The organism is Cedecea sp. AS113, assembly GCF_037152415.1.
Lineage (GTDB): Bacteria > Pseudomonadota > Gammaproteobacteria > Enterobacterales > Enterobacteriaceae > Cedecea.
In genome coordinates, this window is the sequence record NZ_JBBCMI010000001.1 from 277,597 (window position 1) to 297,770 (window position 20,174).

A 20,174-nucleotide genomic window follows, 5' to 3' on the forward strand; every position below is an offset into this window, starting at 1 on the left:
GGTAAGTCATGGAGAGATCCCCGCATTCATTTTTGATTCTGAACGGTAAAGGCGCCGGTAACCCACAGCTGCGCGAGGCCGTGCATACGCTGCGTGAGGAAGGTTACACCTTGCATATCAGGGTGACCTGGGAAAAAGGTGATGCCGAACGTTACATTGACGAAGCCCTGAGCCTCGGCGTAGACACCGTGGTTGCCGGCGGCGGTGACGGCACAATCAATGAGATTGCCACCTGCCTCGCGAAGCTTTCTGCGGGCAGCCGCCCGGCATTGGGCATTCTCCCGCTGGGGACAGCCAACGACTTTGCCACCAGCGTCGGTATTCCTGAGGACTTTGAAAAAGCGCTGCGCCTCGCGCTGTTTGGCAAAGCCGCCAATATCGACCTGGTGCAGGTCAACGATGAAGCCTTCTTCATCAACATGGCGACCGGCGGATTTGGCACACGCATCACCACCGAAACGCCGGAAAAACTCAAAGCAGCGCTTGGCGGCGTCTCATACTTTATTCACGGTTTAATGCGCATGGACATGCTCAAGCCGGATCGCTGCGACATTCGCGGAGAAGGCTTTAGCTGGCAGGGCGACGCATTAGTGATCGGCATCGGTAACGGTTGCCAGGCCGGCGGCGGGCAACAGCTTTGCCCGGAGGCGTTGATCAACGACGGGCTGCTTGATCTACGGATTTTCACCGGTGAAGACCTGCTTCCTGCGCTGTTGACTACGCTCACGCGCCCGGATGAAAACCCAAACATTATTGAAGGGAAATCGGCCTGGTTTGAGATTTCGGCCCCGCACGATATTACCTTTAACCTGGACGGGGAACCGCTGAGCGGACGGCATTTTCGCATTGAAGTGCATCCGAATGCGCTGGCCTGTCGTTTACCGCCTAATTGCCCGCTATTGGGGTAAGCCAGCACGGTGAAGCCTTTTCCCCTCTCCCTTCCAGGGAGAGGGGAATAATGCCACAGTATAAAAATCCGCATAAAAAAGCCCTCATAAAAGAGGGCCTTATAACCCTACTCAACGGAGCTTAAGCGATGGTCACTTTCTCATTCAGGTAAACATCCTGCACGGCGTTGATCAGCTTCACGCCGTCGGCCATTGATTTCTTGAACGCTTTGCGCCCCAGAATCAGCCCCATGCCGCCCGCACGTTTGTTGATCACCGCCGTACGCACCGCATCCGCCAGGTCAGTTTCACCGCCAGCAGCACCGCCGGAGTTGATAAGGCCGGCACGGCCCATATAGCAGTTAGCCAGCTGGTAGCGCACCAGGTCGATAGGGTTGTCGGTGGTCAGCTTGCTGTAAACTTTTTCGTCAGTGTAGCCAAAGTTTACCGCTTTATAGCCGCCGTTATTCTCCGCCATTTTTTGCTTCACGATATCGGCCCCGATGGTCGCCGCCAGGTGGTTAGCCTGCCCGGTTAAGTCGGCGCTGACGTGATAATCCACCCCGTCTTTTTTAAATGCGGAGTTACGCAGATAGGCCCAAAGCACGGTGACCAGGCCAAGTTCATGCGCACGCTCAAAGGCGGCGGAGATCTCTTCAATCTGGCGGCGGGATTCCGGTGAACCAAAGTAAATCGTGGCCCCGACAGCAACGGCGCCCATGTTGAAGGCCTGCTCTACGCTGGCGTACAGCGTCTGGTCGTAGGTGGTCGGGTAGCTCAACGTCTCATTGTGATTAAGCTTCACCAGGAACGGAATGCGGTGGGCATAGCGGCGTGAAACCGAGGCCAGTACGCCATAGGTAGAAGCCACGCAGTTACAGCCTGCCTCGATGGCCAGTTCAACGATGTTTTTCGGATCGAAGTAGAGCGGGTTCGCGGCGAAAGAAGCCCCCGCCGAGTGTTCAACGCCCTGATCGACGGGAAGAATAGAGAGGTAGCCAGTCCCAGCCAGACGCCCGGTGTTGTACAGCGTCTGCATGTTTCGCAGCACCGCAGGCGGGCGATTGTTGTCTACCATCACCCTGTCAACGTAGTCCGAGCCGGGCAGATAAAGCTGGTCTGCCGGAATAGTCATACAACGATGCTGTAACAAGCCGTCGGCATCTTTGCCAAGCAACTGCGCAATATCAGTCATAATACGCTCCCGTAAAGGCAGCGAGCCCCCTGCCCGCTGCGCATGAAGAATCCTGTTCTGCCGGGTCGAAAAAACCGGCCGCACTAAGCCTGGTACCGACGGCGGGGATTTGCCAGTTCAAGCGCACTTTTGCCTCCTTTCCAGGAGTAAAGCCAGGTGGCCACCCCGGCTATTTTTGCAAAGGCGATCATAGAATCGACGCAAAGGTATTTAAAAGGTATTATTAATTGGTATGGTTAAGGCACACCCTACACCTGTCATGAAGGTCCTGAGCATGAAACGTACAACGATTAGCCTTTCGTTCATGATGTTTATGGAATGGTTTATCTGGGGCGCCTGGTTTGTGCCCCTGTGGCTGTTCCTCAACAAAAGTGGTTTTACCGCCGGTGAAATCGGCTGGTCCTACGCCTGCACCGCCATCGCTGCTATTCTGTCTCCTATTCTGGTCGGCTCGCTGACCGACCGCTTCTTTGCCGCACAAAAAGTACTGGCGCTGCTGATGTTTGTCGGCGCCGGGCTGATGTATCTGGCCGCCCAGCAAACGGAGTTTGTCTATTTCTTCCCGTTACTGCTGGCTTACTCGCTCACCTATATGCCAACCATCGCGCTGACCAACAGCATCGCGTTTTCCAACGTCGACGACGTGGAGCGTGATTTCCCGCGTATTCGCGTGATGGGCACCATCGGCTGGATTGCCTCCGGGATCGTGTGTGGCTTCCTGCCGCAGATAATGGGCTTTAGCGATATCTCGCCAACCAACGTACCGCTGCTGATCACCGCCATCAGCTCGGTTATGTTAGGCGTATTCGCTTTGTTCCTGCCGAACACGCCGCCGAAAAGCACCGGCAAGCTCAGCCTGAAGGTGATGCTGGGCCTGGACGCGCTGGTGCTGCTGAAGGACAAAAACTTCCTGGTCTTCTTCTTCTGTTCCTTCCTGTTTGCGATGCCGCTGGCGTTCTACTACATCTTCGCCAACGGCTATCTGACCGAAGTCGGGATGCACAACGCCACGGGCTGGATGACGCTTGGCCAGTTCTCGGAAATCTTCTTTATGCTGGCGCTGCCGTTCTTCACTAAGCGCTTTGGTATTAAAAAGGTTCTGCTGCTGGGCCTGATCACCGCCGCCATCCGCTACGGCTTCTTTGTCTACGGCGACGCGTCGCACCTGTTCACTTACGGCCTGCTGTTCCTCGGCATTCTGCTGCACGGCGTGAGCTACGACTTCTACTACGTCACCGCCTACATTTACGTAGACAAGAAATCCCCGGTGTACATGCGCACCGCGGCGCAGGGGCTGATCACCCTTTGCTGCCAGGGCTTCGGCAGCCTGCTCGGCTACAGCCTCGGCGGCAAAATGATGGAAAAAATGTTTGCTTACTCCTCACCGGTGAACGGTCAGACCTTTAACTGGGCGGGGATGTGGGGCTTTGGCGCAATAATGATTGCCGTCATCGCCGTGCTGTTCATGGTCTTCTTCCGCGAGTCGGACAAAGAGATTGCTGCCATCGCCGTTGCCGGTGATGAATCTGAAAAAATATTAAAGGAAGCGTAACAATGGAAAATCGTATTCTGGGAGCCTTTTACGGCCAGATGTTAGGTGATGCGATGGGGATGCCGTCCGAACTGTGGCCGCGCTCGCGGGTGAAGGCCCACTTCGGCTGGATAGACAAGTTTCTGCCGGGTCCGGCAGAAAACAACGCCGCCTGTTATTTTGCCCGCGCTAAGTTTACCGATGACACCTCAATGGCGCTTGCGCTGGCGGACGCCATCATCGAGCACCACGGAGTTATCAACCCGGACGCCATTGGTCGCCATATTCTGGCGTGGGCAGAAGGGTTCGACGCGTTTAACAAAAACGTGCTCGGCCCGACGTCGAAAATAGCCCTGAATGCGATTAAACAAGGCACGCCGGTAAGCGAGCTGGAAAACAATGGCGTAACCAACGGGGCGGCGATGCGTGCCTCCCCGCTTGGCTGCCTGCTCCCCACGGCCAGTCTCGATGAGTTTGTGGACGAGGTCGCGTTAGCTTCGAGCCCGACGCACAAATCAGATCTGGCCATTGCCGGGGCAGTCGTTATTGCCTGGGCCATTTCCCGCGCTATCGACGGCGCAAGCTGGGCCACAATTTGCGATGAGATGCCCTCCATCGCCCGCCACGCGCAGGAAAAACGCATCACGACATTTAGCGCGTCCCTCGCGGCACGCCTGGAATTAGCGCTGAGCGTGGCAAGAAAAGCGCGCGGCACCGAATCCGCCATGGAAGAGATTTACCAGCTGGTCGGCACCGGTACCAGCACCGTTGAGTCGGTACCAGCGGCGATTGCGATGGTCGAACTGGCGAAAACCGACCCTAACCGCTGCGCCATCCTGTGCGCCAATCTCGGCGGAGACACCGACACCATCGGCGCTATGGCCACCGCTATCTGCGGCGCGCTGAACGGCGTGGAAAGCATCGACCCGGCGCTGAAACAGGAGCTGGATGAAGAGAACCAGCTCGACTTCACGCGCTACAGCCGCATCTTTATGGCCTATCGCCAGCAAAGAGAGGCCAGCCATGAAGCCAAATGAACTGCTGAGCAAACTGCCCCAGCTGCAGGCTCAACGCCCGGTTTGCGTGCTCGGTTCGGCGGTGATTGACGTCATCGCCGACGCCTACGCCCTCCCGTGGCGCGGCTGCGATATCGAACTGCATCAGCAGGGCGTGAACATTGGCGGCTGCGCGCTGAACATCGCCATCACGCTTTCGCGCCTCGGCATTGACTCGCAGAACGCGCTGCCAATTGGCCAGGGCACCTGGGCCGACATTATTCGCAACAGCCTGGAAAAACAGCACATCCGCAGCGAGATCCACACCGATACGGGAGACAATGGCTGGTGCCTGGCACTGGTCGAACCCGACGGCGAACGCACCTTTATGTCGTTTCGCGGCGTCGAGCATCAGTGGAATCAGGCCTGGCTTGACGGCCTGACCATCCCGCCAGGTAGCCTGCTCTCGCTCTCTGGCTACCAGCTTGCCGGGCCGTGTGCGGAACTGCTCGTTGGCTGGCTGGAGTCGCTGCAGGAAATTACCCCGTTCATCGACTTTGGCCCGCGTATCGCAGATATCCCGCAGCCGCTGCTGGCGCGGATTATGGCCTGCAAACCGATTGTTTCGCTCAACCGTCAGGAAGCGGCGATTGTTGCCGAATGGCTTGAAGTGGAAGCGGAAAATATTGAAGCGATTTGCCGTGCATGGCTCACCCGCTACGGCAGCCAGCTGATCGTTCGTTTAGATAAGGACAGCGCGTGGTTTGCGGCCGGCGATAACATAGGGATCGCTGCGCCCTTCCCGACTACCGTCGTGGATACCATCGGCGCGGGCGACAGCCATGCGGGCGGCACAATTGCGGGCCTGGCGGCAGGCTGGAGCCTGGAAGAAGCAGTCAGCCTCGGGAATGCGGTAGCCAGCTACGTGGTCGGCCACCGGGGCGGGGACTGCGCGCCAAAACTCGCGCAGCTCGAGCAAACCTTACTCCTCGCAGACGAAAACGTATAAGTCGCTGCGGCAATGGCTGATGCTGTACTCGATGGGCCGGTTGTGCGGGTCGAACGCCACCTGTTTGATGACCAAAACCGGCACCGGCGTTTCCAGTTTGATGTGTGACTGGAATTCGCTGTCCGGCATTCTGGCGCTGACCCGGCTGCGGGTGCGCTGCGGAATAATGTTCTGGCTGCGGAAGTAGTCGTACAGCGAAACGCCAATCTCATCCGGGTCGGCAATCAGCCCGGTCGGCACGTAAGACTCTTCGATAGACACCGCATCTTCATCCACGTAGCGAATGCGCTTGAGCAGGAAAACCTCGCTTTCCGCCGGGATCGCGAGTTGTTCAGCCACGTCTGCCGGGCATTTCACCACGCGTTTGTTCACCCACAGCGTATTTGGCTTTTTACCCCGAAGCACAACCTGCTGCGAAAAGCCCCTGGCCTCTTTCAGCGAATACTCAAACGTCGCATTAATTTGCGTCCCGTAGCCGCGCGAACGCGTCACCACGCCGTCATCTTCCAGCGCCTGCATCGCCTTGCGCACGGTAATGCGTGACACCCCCGTGAGCTGGCTGAGATCGCGCTCCCCCGGCAGGATATTGCCCTGCGGCAACAGGCCCGCGCGCACGGCGTTTTTCACCGTTTCGGCAAACTTGAGGTACAGAGGAGCGTTATCCGGAGCGGAAAAGCGCTGTTTGAGCTGTTCAACTAACTGGTGATGAGCCTGTTCCATGGTACGCAATTGTCCGGCAGGGAAGATGAAGCCAGTATAGTACCACTGGTATTACGCTGGCTAAAAACTTCTCTTTTAACCGACAGTTACCACCATTCGTGAAAATGATGTACCGGGCCGATACCGTGCCCGACCTCCAGCGAATCCGCCTGAGCCAGCGCCTTCGACAACCAGATTTTTGCGGCAGCCACGGTTTGCGCCCAGTCGTCATGGCGGGGGCGGAGCGCAGCCAGCGCGGCAGATAAAGTGCAGCCAGTGCCGTGGGTGTTTTTTGTTTGCACGCGCGGCGCGGTAAAGCGCTGGACATCGTGGCTAGTAAATAGCCAGTCCGGGCTTTCTGCGTCGTCGAGGTGCCCGCCTTTCATCAGCACGGCCTCGCAGCCCATTGCCAGCAGCGCTTCACCCTGTTCGCGCATCTCTTTTTCACTGCGCGCGTGGGGCGCATCCAGCAGCGCTGCCGCTTCCGGGAGATTGGGCGTGATCAGCGCGACATGCGGCAATAGCTTCCGACGTAAGCTTTCTACCGCCGATGGGGCCAGCAGCGGATCGCCGCTTTTCGCCAGCATCACCGTGTCCAGCACCACGTTTGGTACCTTATAGAACGCCAGTCGCTCTGCGACGGCTTCAACGATATCGGCCTCTGCCAGCATGCCAATTTTTGTGGTGTCTATTCGCACGTCGCTCAAGACAGAATCTAACTGCGCCGCCACAAACTCAGGCTCAATACGATAAACGGACTGCACGCCACGGGTATTCTGCGCCACCAGCGCAGTGATCACGCTTGTGCCGTAAGCGCCGAGCGCGGAGAAAGTTTTCAGATCGGCCTGGATCCCCGCGCCACCGCTTGGATCGGTTCCGGCAATAGTTAATGCGTTGATGCGTTTCATGCAAGCCCCTCCGCATTCAGCAGATAAAGGGCGTCGAGGAAGGCTGGGGTAAAACTGCCCGGCCCACGGCTGGCGGCGATGGCCTGCTCGCCGGCAAGCGACATAAAGCGGCAGGCGCTGGCGACGTTGTCCAGCCTGTCTCCCGGTAAAGCACAGCACGCAGCAACCACGGCGGAAAGCGCGCAGCCGGTGCCGACCACACGCGTCATGAGTTCTCCCCCGCCGGTCACGGCAAACGTTCGTTCGCCATCGGTGACGTAATCAGTTTCTCCGGTTACGGCAACCACTGCACCGGTTTCGCGGGCCAGCTTTTGCGCCGCCGGGATCGCCGAAAGTGCATCATCGGTGCTGTCTACGCCACGGCCTCCGGCCTGCTCCCCTGCCAACGCCATGATTTCAGACGCATTACCGCGAATGGCGGCTGGTTTCAGTTGAATAATGTCGCGAGCGAAACGCGTGCGGAAAGCCAAACCACCCACGGCGACCGGGTCTAGTGCCCACGGCGTTCCGGCGCTATTGGCGGCGTGAATAGCAGCCAGCATCGCCGTCGCGCGTTCTGAAGTCAGGGTGCCAATGTTGATCAGCAGCGCGCTGGCAAGCCCGCTAAATTGTGCCGCTTCTTCGGCTTCAATCACCATCGCCGGGGCAGCCCCAAGCGCCAGCAGCACGTTAGCGGTAAAGGTTTGCACTACGTCATTGGTCATGCAGTGAACCAGCGGCGAATGCTGACGGAGGTGGTGTAAAACAGAGGCGGCGGTTGCGCCGGGTAGCAGGTCAGGTTGCATAACGGTAAGGCTCCTGTCCGGCGTGAAAGAAGGGACGCCGGACAGGCATCTGACTTCCCTACGCTGGCATTATCCAGATCAGGTGGTACGGGTATTTCTCAGCCTTCACAAAGAAGGGCACCCCGAGTCATTTACAGCAATATGTTGTGATTAATGCAGGTCATTAATCCGTGCAGAGGATGGTAATGCCAGCGGGAAGTCTTGTAAACGGCAAAAACGGTCATCATCCCGTCAAATTTAGCCGCTCCACGCTCTTCTGCCATCAAGCGGCCCGCGAGTAACTGCACTTTCAAACGTAAGCGCCTTACCCCTTTTCACCCCGATTGTAACAGCGGTGTGAGCAGCCTGGCACCAGCGCAAATAATGAATGTGAACGGCCTGTTTTATCGCTTTTAAACACTCTCCACTAAGAATTTTCTTATGATTTAGATCAAGGATTGCATTGTCACATTTCGGGATAGTTCATTGCCGTTATTAGTGCACTCAATAATGCATTGGAACGTTCAATTTATTTATGGTGAGAGAAAAATGAAATCCTTTAACTTTGGTCAATCAATGGCTTTGGTGTTTGGTATTTTGGTCCTTTCGACTTCAGCCAGGGCTGATGTGGTAAGCGACTTCTATAATAATATGGTGAATAAATCTATTACCTGGCAGGAAGCAAAGGCCTGTTTTGAAAGTATGGATGCGTCGCAGCAGCAGGCTGTACGGGATTACGATCGCGTCCATCAGACAAACTATACCAGCGATTTTGTGAGTGGGACGGTGACGACCCCGCATATGGACGGGAATCATTCAGAGCCCGTTCCGCCGCATCCCGATGCTCCCCACTCAATCGTCGCCAGCACGCTTACCCCTTCAACGGCGATAATTATGGATCCGGTTGTACCGTCCACAGCCGATAAAAGTTCACACCTGGACAGCCCGGAGACAGATGCCGACCACCAGGCAGCCAAAGATAAAGCGATGATCGAATATGTCCAGTCTCAGGTTAAAAACGGCGCTGATGGTAAAAACGGAACAAATGGCAAAAATGGCCTGATAACCACCGAAACGAAACTTGATACGGCAACGCAGGCACGCGTATCCACTAACGCTAACAATATTTCTTTAAATACGGGACATGCAGAAAATAATACCCGCCTGATTCAGGCCAACAGCCTATCGATAGACAAATTAAATAATGCATTTTCTGCATTAAAAGACGAAGTTAACAATAATCAAAAAGAGGCCAACGCGGGTATCTCTGGCGCGATGGCAATGAGCAATATACCGCAGGTGATGAATAATCAAACCGTGGCTATAGGGGCAGGGATTGGCGGCTATGAAGGTGAAAATGCTTTAGCCGTGGGCGCCTCTACACGTATCGGAAATGCTGTTGTTGTGAAAGCCACCGTCAGTGATGATACAGAAAACAATATGGGTTACGGCGCGGGGTTATCTGTAGGCTGGTAAGTTTTCCCAGGCAACATTTACTTCGTTAAAACCACTGCTATGCTCTATTTCAGCGCCTTTTCAAAGGCGCATTTTGGGCAGTCGGGGCTTTGGCCCGGCAGGGAATGAGCAAAAAAACACAGTGGTCAGATAACAACATGAAATATATTATTTTACTCATCATTATTATTTCAGTGGTCTATGTGCATTATCGCGGCAAGATTCGCTTTCGTTTCTGGCGGCAGCTGTCGGACCATTCCACGTTTACCGCCCCGCTTAACGGTTTTATGTATCTTTTCTCCAGGGTGCCGAATACGCCCTATTTAACACCGGAAACCTTTCCCGAGCTGACAACGCTGCGGGAAAACTGGGAAGTGATTCGCGACGAAGGTATGCATCTGCAACAAATGGAGCAGATAAAAGCCGCGGATAAATTTAACGACGCCGGTTTCAACTCCTTCTTTAAAACAGGCTGGAAGCGCTTTTACCTGAAATGGTATGAAAACGCCCACCCGTCGGCCAGCATACTGTGCCCGAAAACCACCGAACTGCTGCGCACCATTCCTTCCATCAAAGCTGCGATGTTCGCCACCCTGCCCGACGGCAGCCGCCTGCCGAGGCACCGGGATCCGTACGCCGGTTCGCTGCGTTTTCACCTTGGACTTGCGACCCCGAATGACGATCGCTGCTTTATTGAAGTGGACGGGAAGCGCTATAGCTGGCGGGACGGTGAAGGCGTGCTGTTCGATGAAACCTATATTCACTACGCGGAAAACACCAGCGGCGAAAATCGCCTGATTCTGTTCTGCGACGTGGAAAGACCGATGCGCTACCGCTGGGCTCAGGCGGTTAACCACTGGCTGGGGCGCAACCTGATGAGCGCCGCGTCGGCACCTAACGATGAAAACGACCGCATCGGTGGGATCAACCGCGCTTTCCGCTACATCTATCAGATTCGTATCGTCGGCAAGAAGTTAAAAAGCTGGAATAAAACGGTGTATTACATCGTGAAATGGATCCTGTTTGGCGGGATTGCCGTGCTTATCTGGCGGGCGTTTTAGTTCACTTCCGCGAAATAAACGAGCCTTTGCAGTAATAGCCAGGGCTCGTTATTCGTTATCCGTAATCAGGCCAGTGACGCAATCTGGTTTTTCGCATCGGCGAGTGCGGCGCTTTTCGCTTCGTCGCCACGGCTCAGGTTTTCTGCGCGAATAATGGTCACATCGGTCAGGCCAATGAAGCCCAGTACCGCTTTCAAATAGGATTCCTGATGCTCCAGGAATGCCGCCGGGCTGTCGCCGGTGTACTGGCCGCCGCGCGAAGAAGCGATAAACACTTTTTTGCCTTTTGGCAGCAGGCCTTCCGGGCCGTTGGCGCCGTACTGGAAGGTGCGTCCAGCCACACAAACTCGGTCGATCCACGCCTTAAGCTGGGATGGAATAGAAAAGTTGTACATCGGCACGCCAATGACAATCACGTCTGCGGCGAACAGGTCGTCAATAAACGCCCCACCGGCCGCGAGGTCTGCGCCCAGCTCAGCGTCGGTCACTTCCGCGCCCTGGAAAGCGGCAATGTGCTTGTCGGACAGGTGCTGAGCCGGGGACTGCACCAGGTCGCGGTAAATCACGGTGGCACCGGGGTGCAGCGTTTTCTGGCGGGCAACAATCTCCGCGGACAGCTGGCGGCTGACGGAATAACCGCCCAGAACACTGGTATCAATATGCAGGATAGTCGACATCGTTTTAGCCTCTGAAATGGAGTCTGATTTAGGGGATAAGCGCGTTAAGAGTTTTTTTAGAGCCGTTAACATAGGTGTGCTCAATCTTTAAGATTCGCTGAACATGGCAGCCACTATGCCACCGCCTCTCCCACCCGAATAGCCGTTATATTTCGATGCAATCCATCGTCATATCCGATACATCATCGCCAATGACAAACCCATGCCGAAGGGCTATATTGCGCTTCATCCCTTGACAGCCAGGCAGGAACCACAATGCTGGACGGTATTTCGCTGGACCAACTTCGCACGTTTATTGCCGCCGTCGACGAAGGCAGCTTCTCTGCGGCTGCTCGCAAGATGTACCGCGCCCAGTCGGTGATCAGCGATTTGATTAAGGGGCTGGAAGCCCAGATCGGCGTGCAGCTGTTCGACCGTTCCGGCCGCTATCCAAAGCTAACGCCAGAAGGTGAAGTGCTGCTGATCGACGCCCGCTGCATTGTTTCTGGCGTCGATTTTATGAAGGCGAGAGCGCGCGGTATGTCGTCGGGGCTAGAATCTGAACTTTCGGTGGTGGTGGACGTTTTCTTCCCGCTGGAGGCGATGACTTCGGCAGCCAAAGCCTTCCGCGAACAGTTTCCCGGCACGCCGCTGCGTCTGTTTGTAGAGGCGCTGGGTGGGGGCTACAAACCGGTGCTTAACGGCAGCGCGGGGATTGGTATTCTGGGCTCACTGCCGGATATGCCGGCCTCGCTGACCGGGGAGCGTCTGACCGGCGTTTCGCTGGTGATGGTAGCCGCGCCCGATCACCCGCTGGCGCAGTTCGAAGGCATCATTCCAAAGTCCGAACTGACCAAACACGTTCAGCTGGTGCTGACCGACCGCTCGGAGCTTTCCAAAGGGAAAGAGTTTGGCGTGATGTCACCTTCCACCTGGCGGCTGGGCGATCTGCTGGCCAAACACGCCTTTTTGCTCGATGGCCTAGGCTGGGGCAGCATGCCGTCACACGTTGTCGAACGAGATATTCGCGAGGGGCGGCTGGTGCGGCTGAACATTGAGGATGTTCCGCCGGCAGGGCTCGCACTGCCGATGTTTGGCGTCTACCCGATTGCCTCCCCGCCCGGCCCGGCCGGACGCTGGCTGCTTGAACGGCTTAAAAACCTCTGCCCGGCAAAACTGGCCGCCAGTTCGCCCAAAACTAGCGGCGAGTAAGCAACCGGTGAGTCACCCTCTCCTCACCGGAAACGGCCTGAAACCCGGCGGCTTCATAAAAGCGAAAGGCGTGTTCGGGAGCATGGGTGTTATAAAAATCAAACCAGTGGTCTCCGCCGGCAACCAGGGCCTGCAGCAGTTGCTGCCCCGCTCCTTTTCCCCGCCAGGCCGGGCTAAGGTACAGGTGTCGAATACGCCCCGCGCGTTCGTCTGCTGAAAACGGGTCGCGATTAAGCCCGCCAATGCCGACCAGTTCCTCACGGGCAAAGACACCCAGTAGTTTTTCTCCGGGCAAGTCAAAACGGTTTTCTCCGCTAAGCCAGTTGGCTTCAAGCCGGCGCAGCATATTGTACTGTTCCTCAACGCTTTGCGCTTTGAGTGAGGCAAAGCCTTTGTTATCCGGCATCACCAACATTATCCGCAGCACGGTTATCCCTCCCATTAATCCCACTGCTAGTCGCTATCAATATCCAGCAGGTTATTTAAAGCATGAGCCCGCAGCTCGTTAACTTTACTGATGCTTTTCTCCGGCGAGGAGCGAATCACATCGCGCGGATCGTTAATCAGCACGCGGCCATGGCTGTCGACTAAGAATTGCAGATCGTCGATGTGCAATTCATGATTTTTCAGCTTGTTAATAATGGCGTTACAGTCGGCCAGGACGTTTTGATTGAATTTCTTATCGTCCGGCAGGCTTTTCTTATTATTCACGATATCTTCGGAATCAAAAGCGTTGTGAATGTAGTCTTTCTCCACGCCCACGTGACCGCCATGTTTAATCAATGCATGAGCGTCCACCACGGGAAAACCGAGATGCTTAAGCTGTTTGGTCGTTTCCAGCTCTTTTAAAGCGTACTGCTCCGCTGAAATGGTGCCAGTGGTGCCGGGTCTGAACAGGCACAGGCACTTGCGCGGATCCTGTCGTGAGTGAAAAACATCTTTTTGACTGCCTGCGCCAATTTTCTGCCCCAGCGACGGTACATCCTGAAACGCCGTGGCCGGTGTCTGTACATTAGACGTATGAAAGTGCCGCCCCTGGGCTGCATTGTTTGAAACGCTATACACGATGGACTCTCCTGTGTGGTTCAACACCACGGTTCAGTAAAGCCCTTGAGTGGCCAAAGCAGACGACAGGTTCCCGTCAGCCTCGCCCTGGCATCTTTCGTAACCAGAAAAATTCCCGCGTCCCCATTCCAAACGCTATGAGATCGATTATCATTCCCTTCCTAAATTTTCCCGTTCTGAAGGTCATCCATGTTCACAGTGTTTACCGCCAAAGCTCGCTGGCTGCTCGCCGCCGTTGCCCTGCTGAGCTTCGCCACCCAGGCCGCCCCGATTGTTGTTACCGACGTAGCGGGCCGGGAAGTGACGCTGCCCCATCCGGCAAAGCGCGTGATGCTGGCCGATGCGCGCGCCCTGCTGGCGCTGAATATTATTCACCCGAAGGATCCGCTGGAAAACATCATCGCCTGGGATAACTCGCTGAAGACCAAAGCGCCCGATCTGGCGGACGCCTATGCGCGAAAATTCCCCCAGGTAAGCAAAATCACGATGTTTGAAAATCCGTACTACACGGATTTCAGCGTTGAAAAAGCGGTCACCTTACAGCCGGATCTGATTATTTTTGACATCGGCGTGCTGGCCAAACTGAAGAACAGCGGCGTGCTGAGCCAGCTGGAAAAAGTGGGTATTCCGGTGCTGATTATCGACTTCCGCCAGCAGCCGCTGACCAACACTTTGCCCAGCATTGAGTTACTCGGCAAAGTGTTTGATGAGCAGAAAAACGCAGACGCCTTTATTCAGTACTACCAGCAGAGGATGAACCTGGTGCGCGAGCGCGTGGCGACGCTGAAACCTGAGCAGCGCCCGAGCGTGTTTATTGAACGCGCGGCGGGCATTCGCGGCGACGAATGTTGCCAGACTTTCGGCAAGGGCAGCTACGGCCAGTTTATTGATACCGCCGGTGGCAACAATATTGGCAGCAAGCTGTTCCCTGAAATGAGCGGCCAGGTGAATACCGAGCAGGTGATCACCAGCAACCCGGACTTTTACCTGATGACGGGTGCCGACTGGAACCGCGGCAACCGTTCGCCAAAAGCCGTGCCGCTGGGCTATATGGCCGATAAAGCCGTGGCCGAACAGAAGCTCAAAGGGCTGATGAGCCGGACCGGCATTAACGTGCTCACGGCGGTGAAAGAGAAACGCGTGATGGCGATTTACCATCAATTCTACGACTCTCCGCTGAACTATATTGCGGTGGAAACCATCGCTAAGTTCCTGCACCCGGATTTGTTCAAAGACATCGATCCACAGGCCGACATCGAGCAAGCTCACAAGCAGTTTACCGCCCTGGATTACAGCGGCGTGTTCTGGGTTACCCCTTAACAGCCTGAATTCCCGGTCTGTTCATCTGTACTGCCGAGGGGTCATCCAACCACTCGGTTTTTTTTTGCTTACTTTTCGCCTTATCCCGAATTATTCCGCAACAAAACTATTTACTTGAAAATAATTATCATTAAGATTGTCATTTCCAAAAAAACTCATAACGACAACCCCATAATTCTATAGGAATGATGATGCGCCCCCTTTTTCGTGTCTCTCTCCTGGCAAGCGCGATAGCATTTGCGCTGCCAGCGCTCGCCGCTGATAACACACAAACAGATAAAGCTCCCGCAGATAAAAAAGCTGACGACATTACCGTCGTCGGCAACTGGCTCGATAATCCAGACACCAGCACCGTGCTGCTTAACCACCCCGGCGCACGCTCGATCGTTACAGATCAGCAGCTTCGTGAGCAAGGTTCAGAGACGCTAGCCGATGCGCTAAAAGGCATTCCGGGCGTGCAGGTGCGTGACAGCAACGGCACCGGCGGCAGCGACATTTCCCTTAACGTTGGCGTGCGCGGCCTGACTTCTCGCCTGTCCCCACGTTCAACCATCCTGATGGACGGCGTGCCGCTCGCGGTTGCCCCTTACGGCCAGCCACAGCTTTCCATGGCGCCGCTGGGCATGGGCAACATTCAGTCCGTGGACGTGGTTCGCGGCGGCGGCGCAGTGCGTTATGGGCCGCAAAACGTTGGCGGCGTGATTAACTTTGTTACGCGCGACATTCCAAAAGAGTTTGGCGGTACCGTCAGCGCGCAGACCCAGGGCGCCAGCCACGGTGGCCTGAAAACGCTGACCAGCGCGTCCGTGGGCGGCACGTCCGATAACGGCTTTGGTGCAGAACTGCTCTACTCTGGCCTGCACGGCCAGGGCTACCGTGAAAGCAACGACAATACCGACATCGACGATTTCATGCTGAAGACCAAGTACAACTTCACCGATCGCGATGAGCTGCAGGCTAACTTCCACTATTACGAAGCCCAGTCAGGTATGCCAGGCGGCCTGACGACCGCACAGTATGCAAAAGATCCGTTCCAGTCGGACCGCCGCTGGGACAGCTTTGAAGGCCGCCGCAAGGACATGTCCTTCAAATATAAGCACGCAGAAGACGATAAAAAGCTGGAAGTCCTGACCTACTTCACCGACAGCTACCGCAGCAGCGATCTGGAGTATTTCAAGGGCAACAAACGTACCCTGAACTCAGCGCCTCGCAACTACTCCACCTGGGCGATTGAGCCAACCTATTCCCAGCTGTTCCGCTTCTGGGATATGTCTCATGAAGTCACCCTGGGCTACCGCTACCTAAACGAAACGTCGGACGAGAAAGGTTACCGCACGCCAAAAGCGTATGATCCTGCGACAACCTTCACCAAACCGGACATGACCGAGTACTACCAGCACAGCTCGGGCGGTACTGCAGCGAACGCTTTCTATATTGATGATGCCATCAACGTCAGCGACTGGACGATTACGCCGGGTCTGCGCTATGAAAGCATCAAAACGCACACCAGCGACTCCTTCCAGAACATCGATCGCGAGAAGACCTACAGCCAGCCGCTGCCTTCTATCAGCGTGATGTACCAAATGTCTGATGCCTGGAAACTGTTCGCCAACGCCAGCACCTCCTTCGGCAGTATGCAGTACTTCCAGCTGACCCGCGGCGGCAGCGGCAATCAGCCGGCAGCCGGCCTGAGCCCGGAAAAAGCGCATACCTATGAGTTCGGTACCCGTTATGACGACACCGCGCTGAAGGCTGAAGCGACGCTGTTCTACATCGACTTCGACGATCAGCTGCAGTACATCAACAACATTGTGGGCTGGACGAACCTCGGTGCAACCAAACACCAGGGCCTTGAACTGGCGCTAAATTACGATCTAAGCGAAGTCGACCGCGCACTGGACGGCGTGAGCGTTTACACCACGTACACCTACACCAAAGCCACCAGTGACAAAGGGGACTTCGCCGGGAAAGATCTGCCGTTCTACTCTCGCCAGGTGTACACCGTGGGCACCCGCTACGCGACCGGTAACTGGGTATGGAATCTGGACAGTTTTGCACAGTCTAAACAGAGCTCTCCGGGTACCGGGCCGAACTACATCACCGACGAAAGCGCGGACGGGCAGTTTGGTAATATCGCAGGCTATATGGTGTGGAATATGCGCGGCGAGTACGACTTTGGGCCGTCGCTGTCTCACCTGAAGCTGGGTGCCGGGATTAAAAACCTGTTCGATCAGCGTTATTACACGCGTTCGAATGACAATAACTCCGGGAAATACGTAGGTGAGCCGCGTACCTACTTCGTACAGGCTTCGATGGCGTTCTGATAACGACCCTCACCCTAACCCTCTCCCTAAAAGGGAGAGGGGATAAAACGGTATTTCTCCCCTGCCTTCTGGGGAGAGAGAGGGGAAAATTACGCCAGATCCCCGCCGTTACTGGCAATCACCTTCTTATACCAGTAGAACGACTTCTTCGGCGTGCGCGCCAGCGTTCCCTGCCCTTCATCATCACGATCGACATACACAAAGCCGTAGCGTTTGCTCATCTCGCCGGTTGACGCTGACACGAGGTCAATGCAGCCCCACGAGGTGTAGCCCATGACCGGAATACCGTCCTCAATTGCCTCACCCATAGCTTTAATGTGTTCCCGCAGATAGCTGATGCGGTACTCATCATTGATTTCCCCGTCGGCATTCACCTCGTCCTTCGCGCCCAGCCCGTTCTCCACCAGGAACAGCGGTTTCTGGTAGCGGTCATACATCATGTTCATGGTGATACGCAGGCCGAGCGGGTCGATGCCCCAGCCCCACTGGCTGAAAGTAATGTGCGGGTTCTTGAGCGATTTAATGATGTTAGCCGGGTTGGTATTCCCCTCGTTCATGTCTGCCGAAGCACAGCGCGAGGCGTAATAGCTGAAGGAGACAAAATCGACGGTGTTCTTCAGGATCTCGTCGTCGCCAGGCTCGGTGACAATCTCAATCCCTTTCTCACGGAACATTCGTGCCGCGTAAGCGGGATAAGCGCCGCGCGCCTGCACGTCAATAAAAAACAGATTCTCGCGGTCTTTCTCGAGCGCCGCCCAAACGTCCTCCGGCTTGCAGCTGTACGGGTAGAAGTTCCCCCCCGCCAGCATGCAGCCAACCTGATTTACCGGGTTAACTTCATGGGCGATTTTAGTGACCAGCGCGCTGGCCACCAGCTCGTGGTGCGCGGCCTGGTACATCACCTGCTCTTTGTTATCGCCTGCTTCAAAGACCAGCCCCGCGCCAGAGAACGGGCTGTGCAACATGATGTTGATTTCATTGAAGGTAAGCCAGTATTTCACCAGGCCGTCGAACGCCTCAAAGCAGGTGCGCGCGTAGCGGCTGAAAAACTCCACCATTTTACGGTTGCGCCATGAGCCGTATTCCTGCACCAGGTGCATCGGCACATCGAAGTGACACAGCGTTACCAGCGGTTCGATGTTGTATTTCTTGCACTCGGCAAACAGGTCGCGGTAGAACGCGATCCCTTCCGGGTTCGGCGTCGTTTCATCCCCTTTGGGGAAGATACGGCTCCACGCAATGGAGGTTCGGAAAACGGTGAAGCCCATTTCTGCCAGCAGCGCGATGTCGTCTTTATAGCGATGGTAAAAATCTATGGCCTCGTGGCTCGGGTAAAATTCATCGTCGCGCAGCGCAAACCGCTTTTCCACCCCGAGCTTTACCCCAAGGCGGTTGTCGCCATGGGGGATCGTATCGACGGTGCTTAACCCCTTGCCGCCGGCCTGGTACGCGCCCTCAGCCTGATTAGCCGCGATAGCGCCGCCCCACAAAAATCCTTTTGGAAAAACTGTCTCAGCCATGCTTACCTCTGCTTAAAGTGTTTTTACTGCATTATCTGGTCGTACAAACGCCGTGCTGCTGCCCTGCTCTTTGGCTTTCGGCTCCTCGACGGGAATATCGTCAAAGCCGAGAATAAGCGTAGTAATAAACGACAGCACCACGGCCAGAATCATCACCGCCCCCACCCAAACGATGCTCATCGGGTTGGCAGGATCGAAGAACTGCACGCTGGTGAACAGCCCCGGTGAAGCCATGGAATGGCTGGCGAGCCCGCCAATACCGGCGACGGCACCGCAAATAAAACCGCTGATAAGGCAGGCAACCAGCGGGCGTTTCAGCCGCACCGCGACGCCGTAAAGCGCAGGCTCTGAAATGCCAGCCACGATTGCTGAGGCTGCGGCAGCAAGCGCCGTCTGACGCAGTTCAGGGTTTTTCGTTCGCCAGGCGACGGCCAAAGACGACCCGCCGAGGGACAGGTTAGCGCCAATTTCCGACGGCATAACCATGCCTTCTTTGCCTGTTTCGGCGATGGTCTGGATAATCGTTGGCGTAAACACGCGGTGCATGCCGGTCATCACCAGCAGCGGCCAGATAGCCCCCATGATGGCGACGGAAAGCCAGCCCAGATAACCGTGAACGGTGTACACCAGCGAGGAGATCCCGCTGCCAATCCAGATACCTAACGGCCCAATCAGTAAAATCGCTATCGGCGCGGAAACCAGCACAATCAGCATCGGCTTGAGGAAGTTTTTGGTCACCGCTGGCGTAATGCGATCCACGCCTTTTTCGATGTACGACAGCAGCCAGGTCATCACCAGCGCGGGGATCACGGTGTAGGTGTATTTCACGGCGGTGACGGGTATGCCCATAAAATCAACCGCCTGCCCCTGGGCCGCCTTCGCCATCAGGTCAATAAAGGCCGGATGTACCAGCACCCCGGCGATAGCAATCGCCAGCGACATGTTGGTTTTAAATTTCACGGCGGCAGAAGCCGCCACCATCACCGGCAGGAAAAAGAAAGCGCCGTCGCCGATGAGGTTAAGAATGGTAAGCGTCGAGGAGGTCGTTTCAAATACTCCGGTCATCGCGAGGATCATCGCCAGCAGCTTCACCATCGAGCCGCCGATAATCGCCGGGATAAGCGGCGACATGGTGCCAATCAGCGCATCCAGGATGCCCGCGCCGATGCGTTTCAGGGTCAGTTTGCCCTTTGCCGCCTGCGGCCTGTCGCCAGCCCCTTCGGGGAGATGTTTCAGCACTTCAGCGTAGGCCTGAGACACCGTGTTACCGATAATGACCTGACATTGCTGGTCGTTTTTCACCACGCCCAGCACGCCGGAAATGGCCTTCAGCCGGGCAATGTCCACCCTTGCATCGTCCTGTAATACAAAGCGCAGCCGCGTCATGCAATGGGTTACCGCCACCACGTTTTCCGCGCCGCCTAAAGCCTCAACAATCTGTCGGGATACTGCCTCGTACTTGTTAGCCATGAGGTGAAACTCTCTTGTTATGATTTTGTAGGTAACCGGTTCCACATAATCATGTGTATTTGAAAATTAGATAACAATGATTATTTTTATTGAGATCGATTTT

Annotated in this window: 19 protein-coding genes and 1 riboswitch; of the genes, 9 read left to right on the plus strand and 10 right to left on the minus strand. The window is 55.8% G+C overall.

Annotated elements, in window-relative coordinates:
- Nucleotides 1–8 precede the first annotated feature (8 nt).
- Complete coding sequence (gene yegS / locus WFN87_RS01365) at nt 9–908, plus strand: lipid kinase YegS (protein ID WP_336981576.1); 900 nt, start codon at nt 9–11, stop codon at nt 906–908.
- A 121-nt stretch (nt 909–1,029) separates the two neighbouring features.
- On the opposite strand, the gene fbaB is transcribed toward yegS, so the two are convergent.
- Entirely contained in the window at nt 1,030–2,082 is a 1,053-nt protein-coding gene (gene fbaB / locus WFN87_RS01370) for a class I fructose-bisphosphate aldolase (protein ID WP_008455139.1), read from the minus strand.
- A 259-nt stretch (nt 2,083–2,341) separates the two neighbouring features.
- On the opposite strand from fbaB, the gene WFN87_RS01375 reads away from it, so the two are divergent.
- From WFN87_RS01375 to WFN87_RS01385, 3 genes are read left to right on the plus strand one after another with little or no spacing between them, the layout of a single operon-like run.
- Nucleotides 2,342–3,634: a nucleoside permease gene (locus tag WFN87_RS01375; protein ID WP_336981727.1), complete on the plus strand. Its 1,293-nt coding sequence runs from the start codon at nt 2,342–2,344 to the stop codon at nt 3,632–3,634.
- Between the two features lie 2 nt (nt 3,635–3,636).
- Nucleotides 3,637–4,650 carry an ADP-ribosylglycohydrolase family protein gene (locus tag WFN87_RS01380; protein WP_336981579.1) on the plus strand — a complete coding sequence of 338 codons (1,014 nt, stop codon included), beginning with the start codon at nt 3,637–3,639 and terminating at the stop codon, nt 4,648–4,650.
- Nucleotides 4,637–5,617: a PfkB family carbohydrate kinase gene (locus WFN87_RS01385; protein WP_336981581.1), complete on the plus strand. Its 981-nt coding sequence runs from the start codon at nt 4,637–4,639 to the stop codon at nt 5,615–5,617. The genes WFN87_RS01380 and WFN87_RS01385 overlap by 14 nt, the downstream gene beginning before the upstream one ends.
- Here the strand turns inward: WFN87_RS01385 and WFN87_RS01390 are convergent.
- The 4 genes from WFN87_RS01390 to WFN87_RS01405 all read right to left on the minus strand — a co-directional run bounded on the left by WFN87_RS01390 (nt 5,591) and on the right by WFN87_RS01405 (nt 8,302).
- Nucleotides 5,591–6,337 carry a UTRA domain-containing protein gene (locus tag WFN87_RS01390; RefSeq protein ID WP_166991171.1) on the minus strand — a complete coding sequence of 249 codons (747 nt, stop codon included), beginning with the start codon at nt 6,335–6,337 and terminating at the stop codon, nt 5,591–5,593. The genes WFN87_RS01385 and WFN87_RS01390 overlap by 27 nt on opposite strands.
- Before the next feature lie 86 nt (nt 6,338–6,423).
- Nucleotides 6,424–7,224 carry a bifunctional hydroxymethylpyrimidine kinase/phosphomethylpyrimidine kinase gene (gene thiD / locus WFN87_RS01395; RefSeq protein ID WP_166991168.1) on the minus strand — a complete coding sequence of 267 codons (801 nt, stop codon included), beginning with the start codon at nt 7,222–7,224 and terminating at the stop codon, nt 6,424–6,426.
- The gene (thiM, locus tag WFN87_RS01400; protein ID WP_336981584.1) at nt 7,221–8,009 is read right to left on the minus strand and encodes a hydroxyethylthiazole kinase; all 789 of its coding nucleotides are present in this window, start codon (nt 8,007–8,009) and stop codon (nt 7,221–7,223) included. The genes thiD and thiM overlap by 4 nt, the downstream gene beginning before the upstream one ends.
- Nucleotides 8,010–8,047: 38 nt before the next feature.
- Nucleotides 8,048–8,144, minus strand: a riboswitch (TPP riboswitch).
- Nucleotides 8,141–8,302, minus strand: a complete 162-nt coding sequence (locus WFN87_RS01405; RefSeq protein ID WP_336981586.1) for a hypothetical protein — start codon at nt 8,300–8,302, stop codon at nt 8,141–8,143. (Overlaps the previous riboswitch by 4 nt.)
- Nucleotides 8,303–8,537: 235 nt before the next feature.
- Here WFN87_RS01405 and WFN87_RS01410 point away from each other — a divergent pair, with 235 nt between their 5' ends.
- Both WFN87_RS01410 and lpxO read left to right on the plus strand, forming a co-directional pair.
- Entirely contained in the window at nt 8,538–9,464 is a 927-nt protein-coding gene (locus WFN87_RS01410; protein ID WP_336981588.1) for a YadA C-terminal domain-containing protein, read from the plus strand.
- A 137-nt stretch (nt 9,465–9,601) separates the two neighbouring features.
- Entirely contained in the window at nt 9,602–10,504 is a 903-nt protein-coding gene (lpxO, locus tag WFN87_RS01415; protein WP_008455165.1) for a lipid A hydroxylase LpxO, read from the plus strand.
- Between the two features lie 65 nt (nt 10,505–10,569).
- Here the strand turns inward: lpxO and WFN87_RS01420 are convergent, their stop codons facing one another.
- Nucleotides 10,570–11,181, minus strand: coding sequence for an FMN-dependent NADH-azoreductase (locus tag WFN87_RS01420; RefSeq protein ID WP_205246341.1), 612 nt, complete (start codon nt 11,179–11,181; stop codon nt 10,570–10,572).
- 255 nt (nt 11,182–11,436) lie between these two features.
- Here WFN87_RS01420 and WFN87_RS01425 point away from each other — a divergent pair, with 255 nt between their 5' ends.
- Nucleotides 11,437–12,372: a LysR family transcriptional regulator gene (locus WFN87_RS01425; RefSeq protein WP_336981593.1), complete on the plus strand. Its 936-nt coding sequence runs from the start codon at nt 11,437–11,439 to the stop codon at nt 12,370–12,372.
- Here the strand turns inward: WFN87_RS01425 and WFN87_RS01430 are convergent.
- Nucleotides 12,359–12,814 (minus strand): GNAT family N-acetyltransferase, encoded by a 456-nt coding sequence (locus WFN87_RS01430; RefSeq protein ID WP_442892738.1) that lies wholly within the window; start codon nt 12,812–12,814, stop codon nt 12,359–12,361. The genes WFN87_RS01425 and WFN87_RS01430 overlap by 14 nt on opposite strands.
- Nucleotides 12,815–12,825: 11 nt before the next feature.
- Nucleotides 12,826–13,437, minus strand: coding sequence for a T3SS effector protein kinase HopBF1 (gene hopBF1 / locus WFN87_RS01435; RefSeq protein WP_008455173.1), 612 nt, complete (start codon nt 13,435–13,437; stop codon nt 12,826–12,828).
- 189 nt (nt 13,438–13,626) lie between these two features.
- Here hopBF1 and WFN87_RS01440 point away from each other — a divergent pair, with 189 nt between their 5' ends.
- Together WFN87_RS01440 and WFN87_RS01445 are read left to right on the plus strand one after the other, a co-directional pair.
- Nucleotides 13,627–14,757 (plus strand): ABC transporter substrate-binding protein, encoded by a 1,131-nt coding sequence (locus WFN87_RS01440; RefSeq protein WP_336981595.1) that lies wholly within the window; start codon nt 13,627–13,629, stop codon nt 14,755–14,757.
- Nucleotides 14,758–14,948: 191 nt separating this feature from the next.
- Nucleotides 14,949–17,081 carry a TonB-dependent receptor family protein gene (locus WFN87_RS01445; RefSeq protein ID WP_336981597.1) on the plus strand — a complete coding sequence of 711 codons (2,133 nt, stop codon included), beginning with the start codon at nt 14,949–14,951 and terminating at the stop codon, nt 17,079–17,081.
- Nucleotides 17,082–17,170: 89 nt separating this feature from the next.
- Here WFN87_RS01445 and WFN87_RS01450 read toward each other — a convergent pair whose 3' ends face one another.
- Complete coding sequence (locus tag WFN87_RS01450) at nt 17,171–18,601, minus strand: 6-phospho-beta-glucosidase (RefSeq protein WP_336981599.1); 1,431 nt, start codon at nt 18,599–18,601, stop codon at nt 17,171–17,173.
- A 12-nt stretch (nt 18,602–18,613) separates the two neighbouring features.
- Nucleotides 18,614–20,071 carry a PTS cellobiose/arbutin/salicin transporter subunit IIBC gene (gene ascF / locus WFN87_RS01455; protein ID WP_336707453.1) on the minus strand — a complete coding sequence of 486 codons (1,458 nt, stop codon included), beginning with the start codon at nt 20,069–20,071 and terminating at the stop codon, nt 18,614–18,616.
- Between the last annotated feature and the right edge of the window lie 103 nt (nt 20,072–20,174).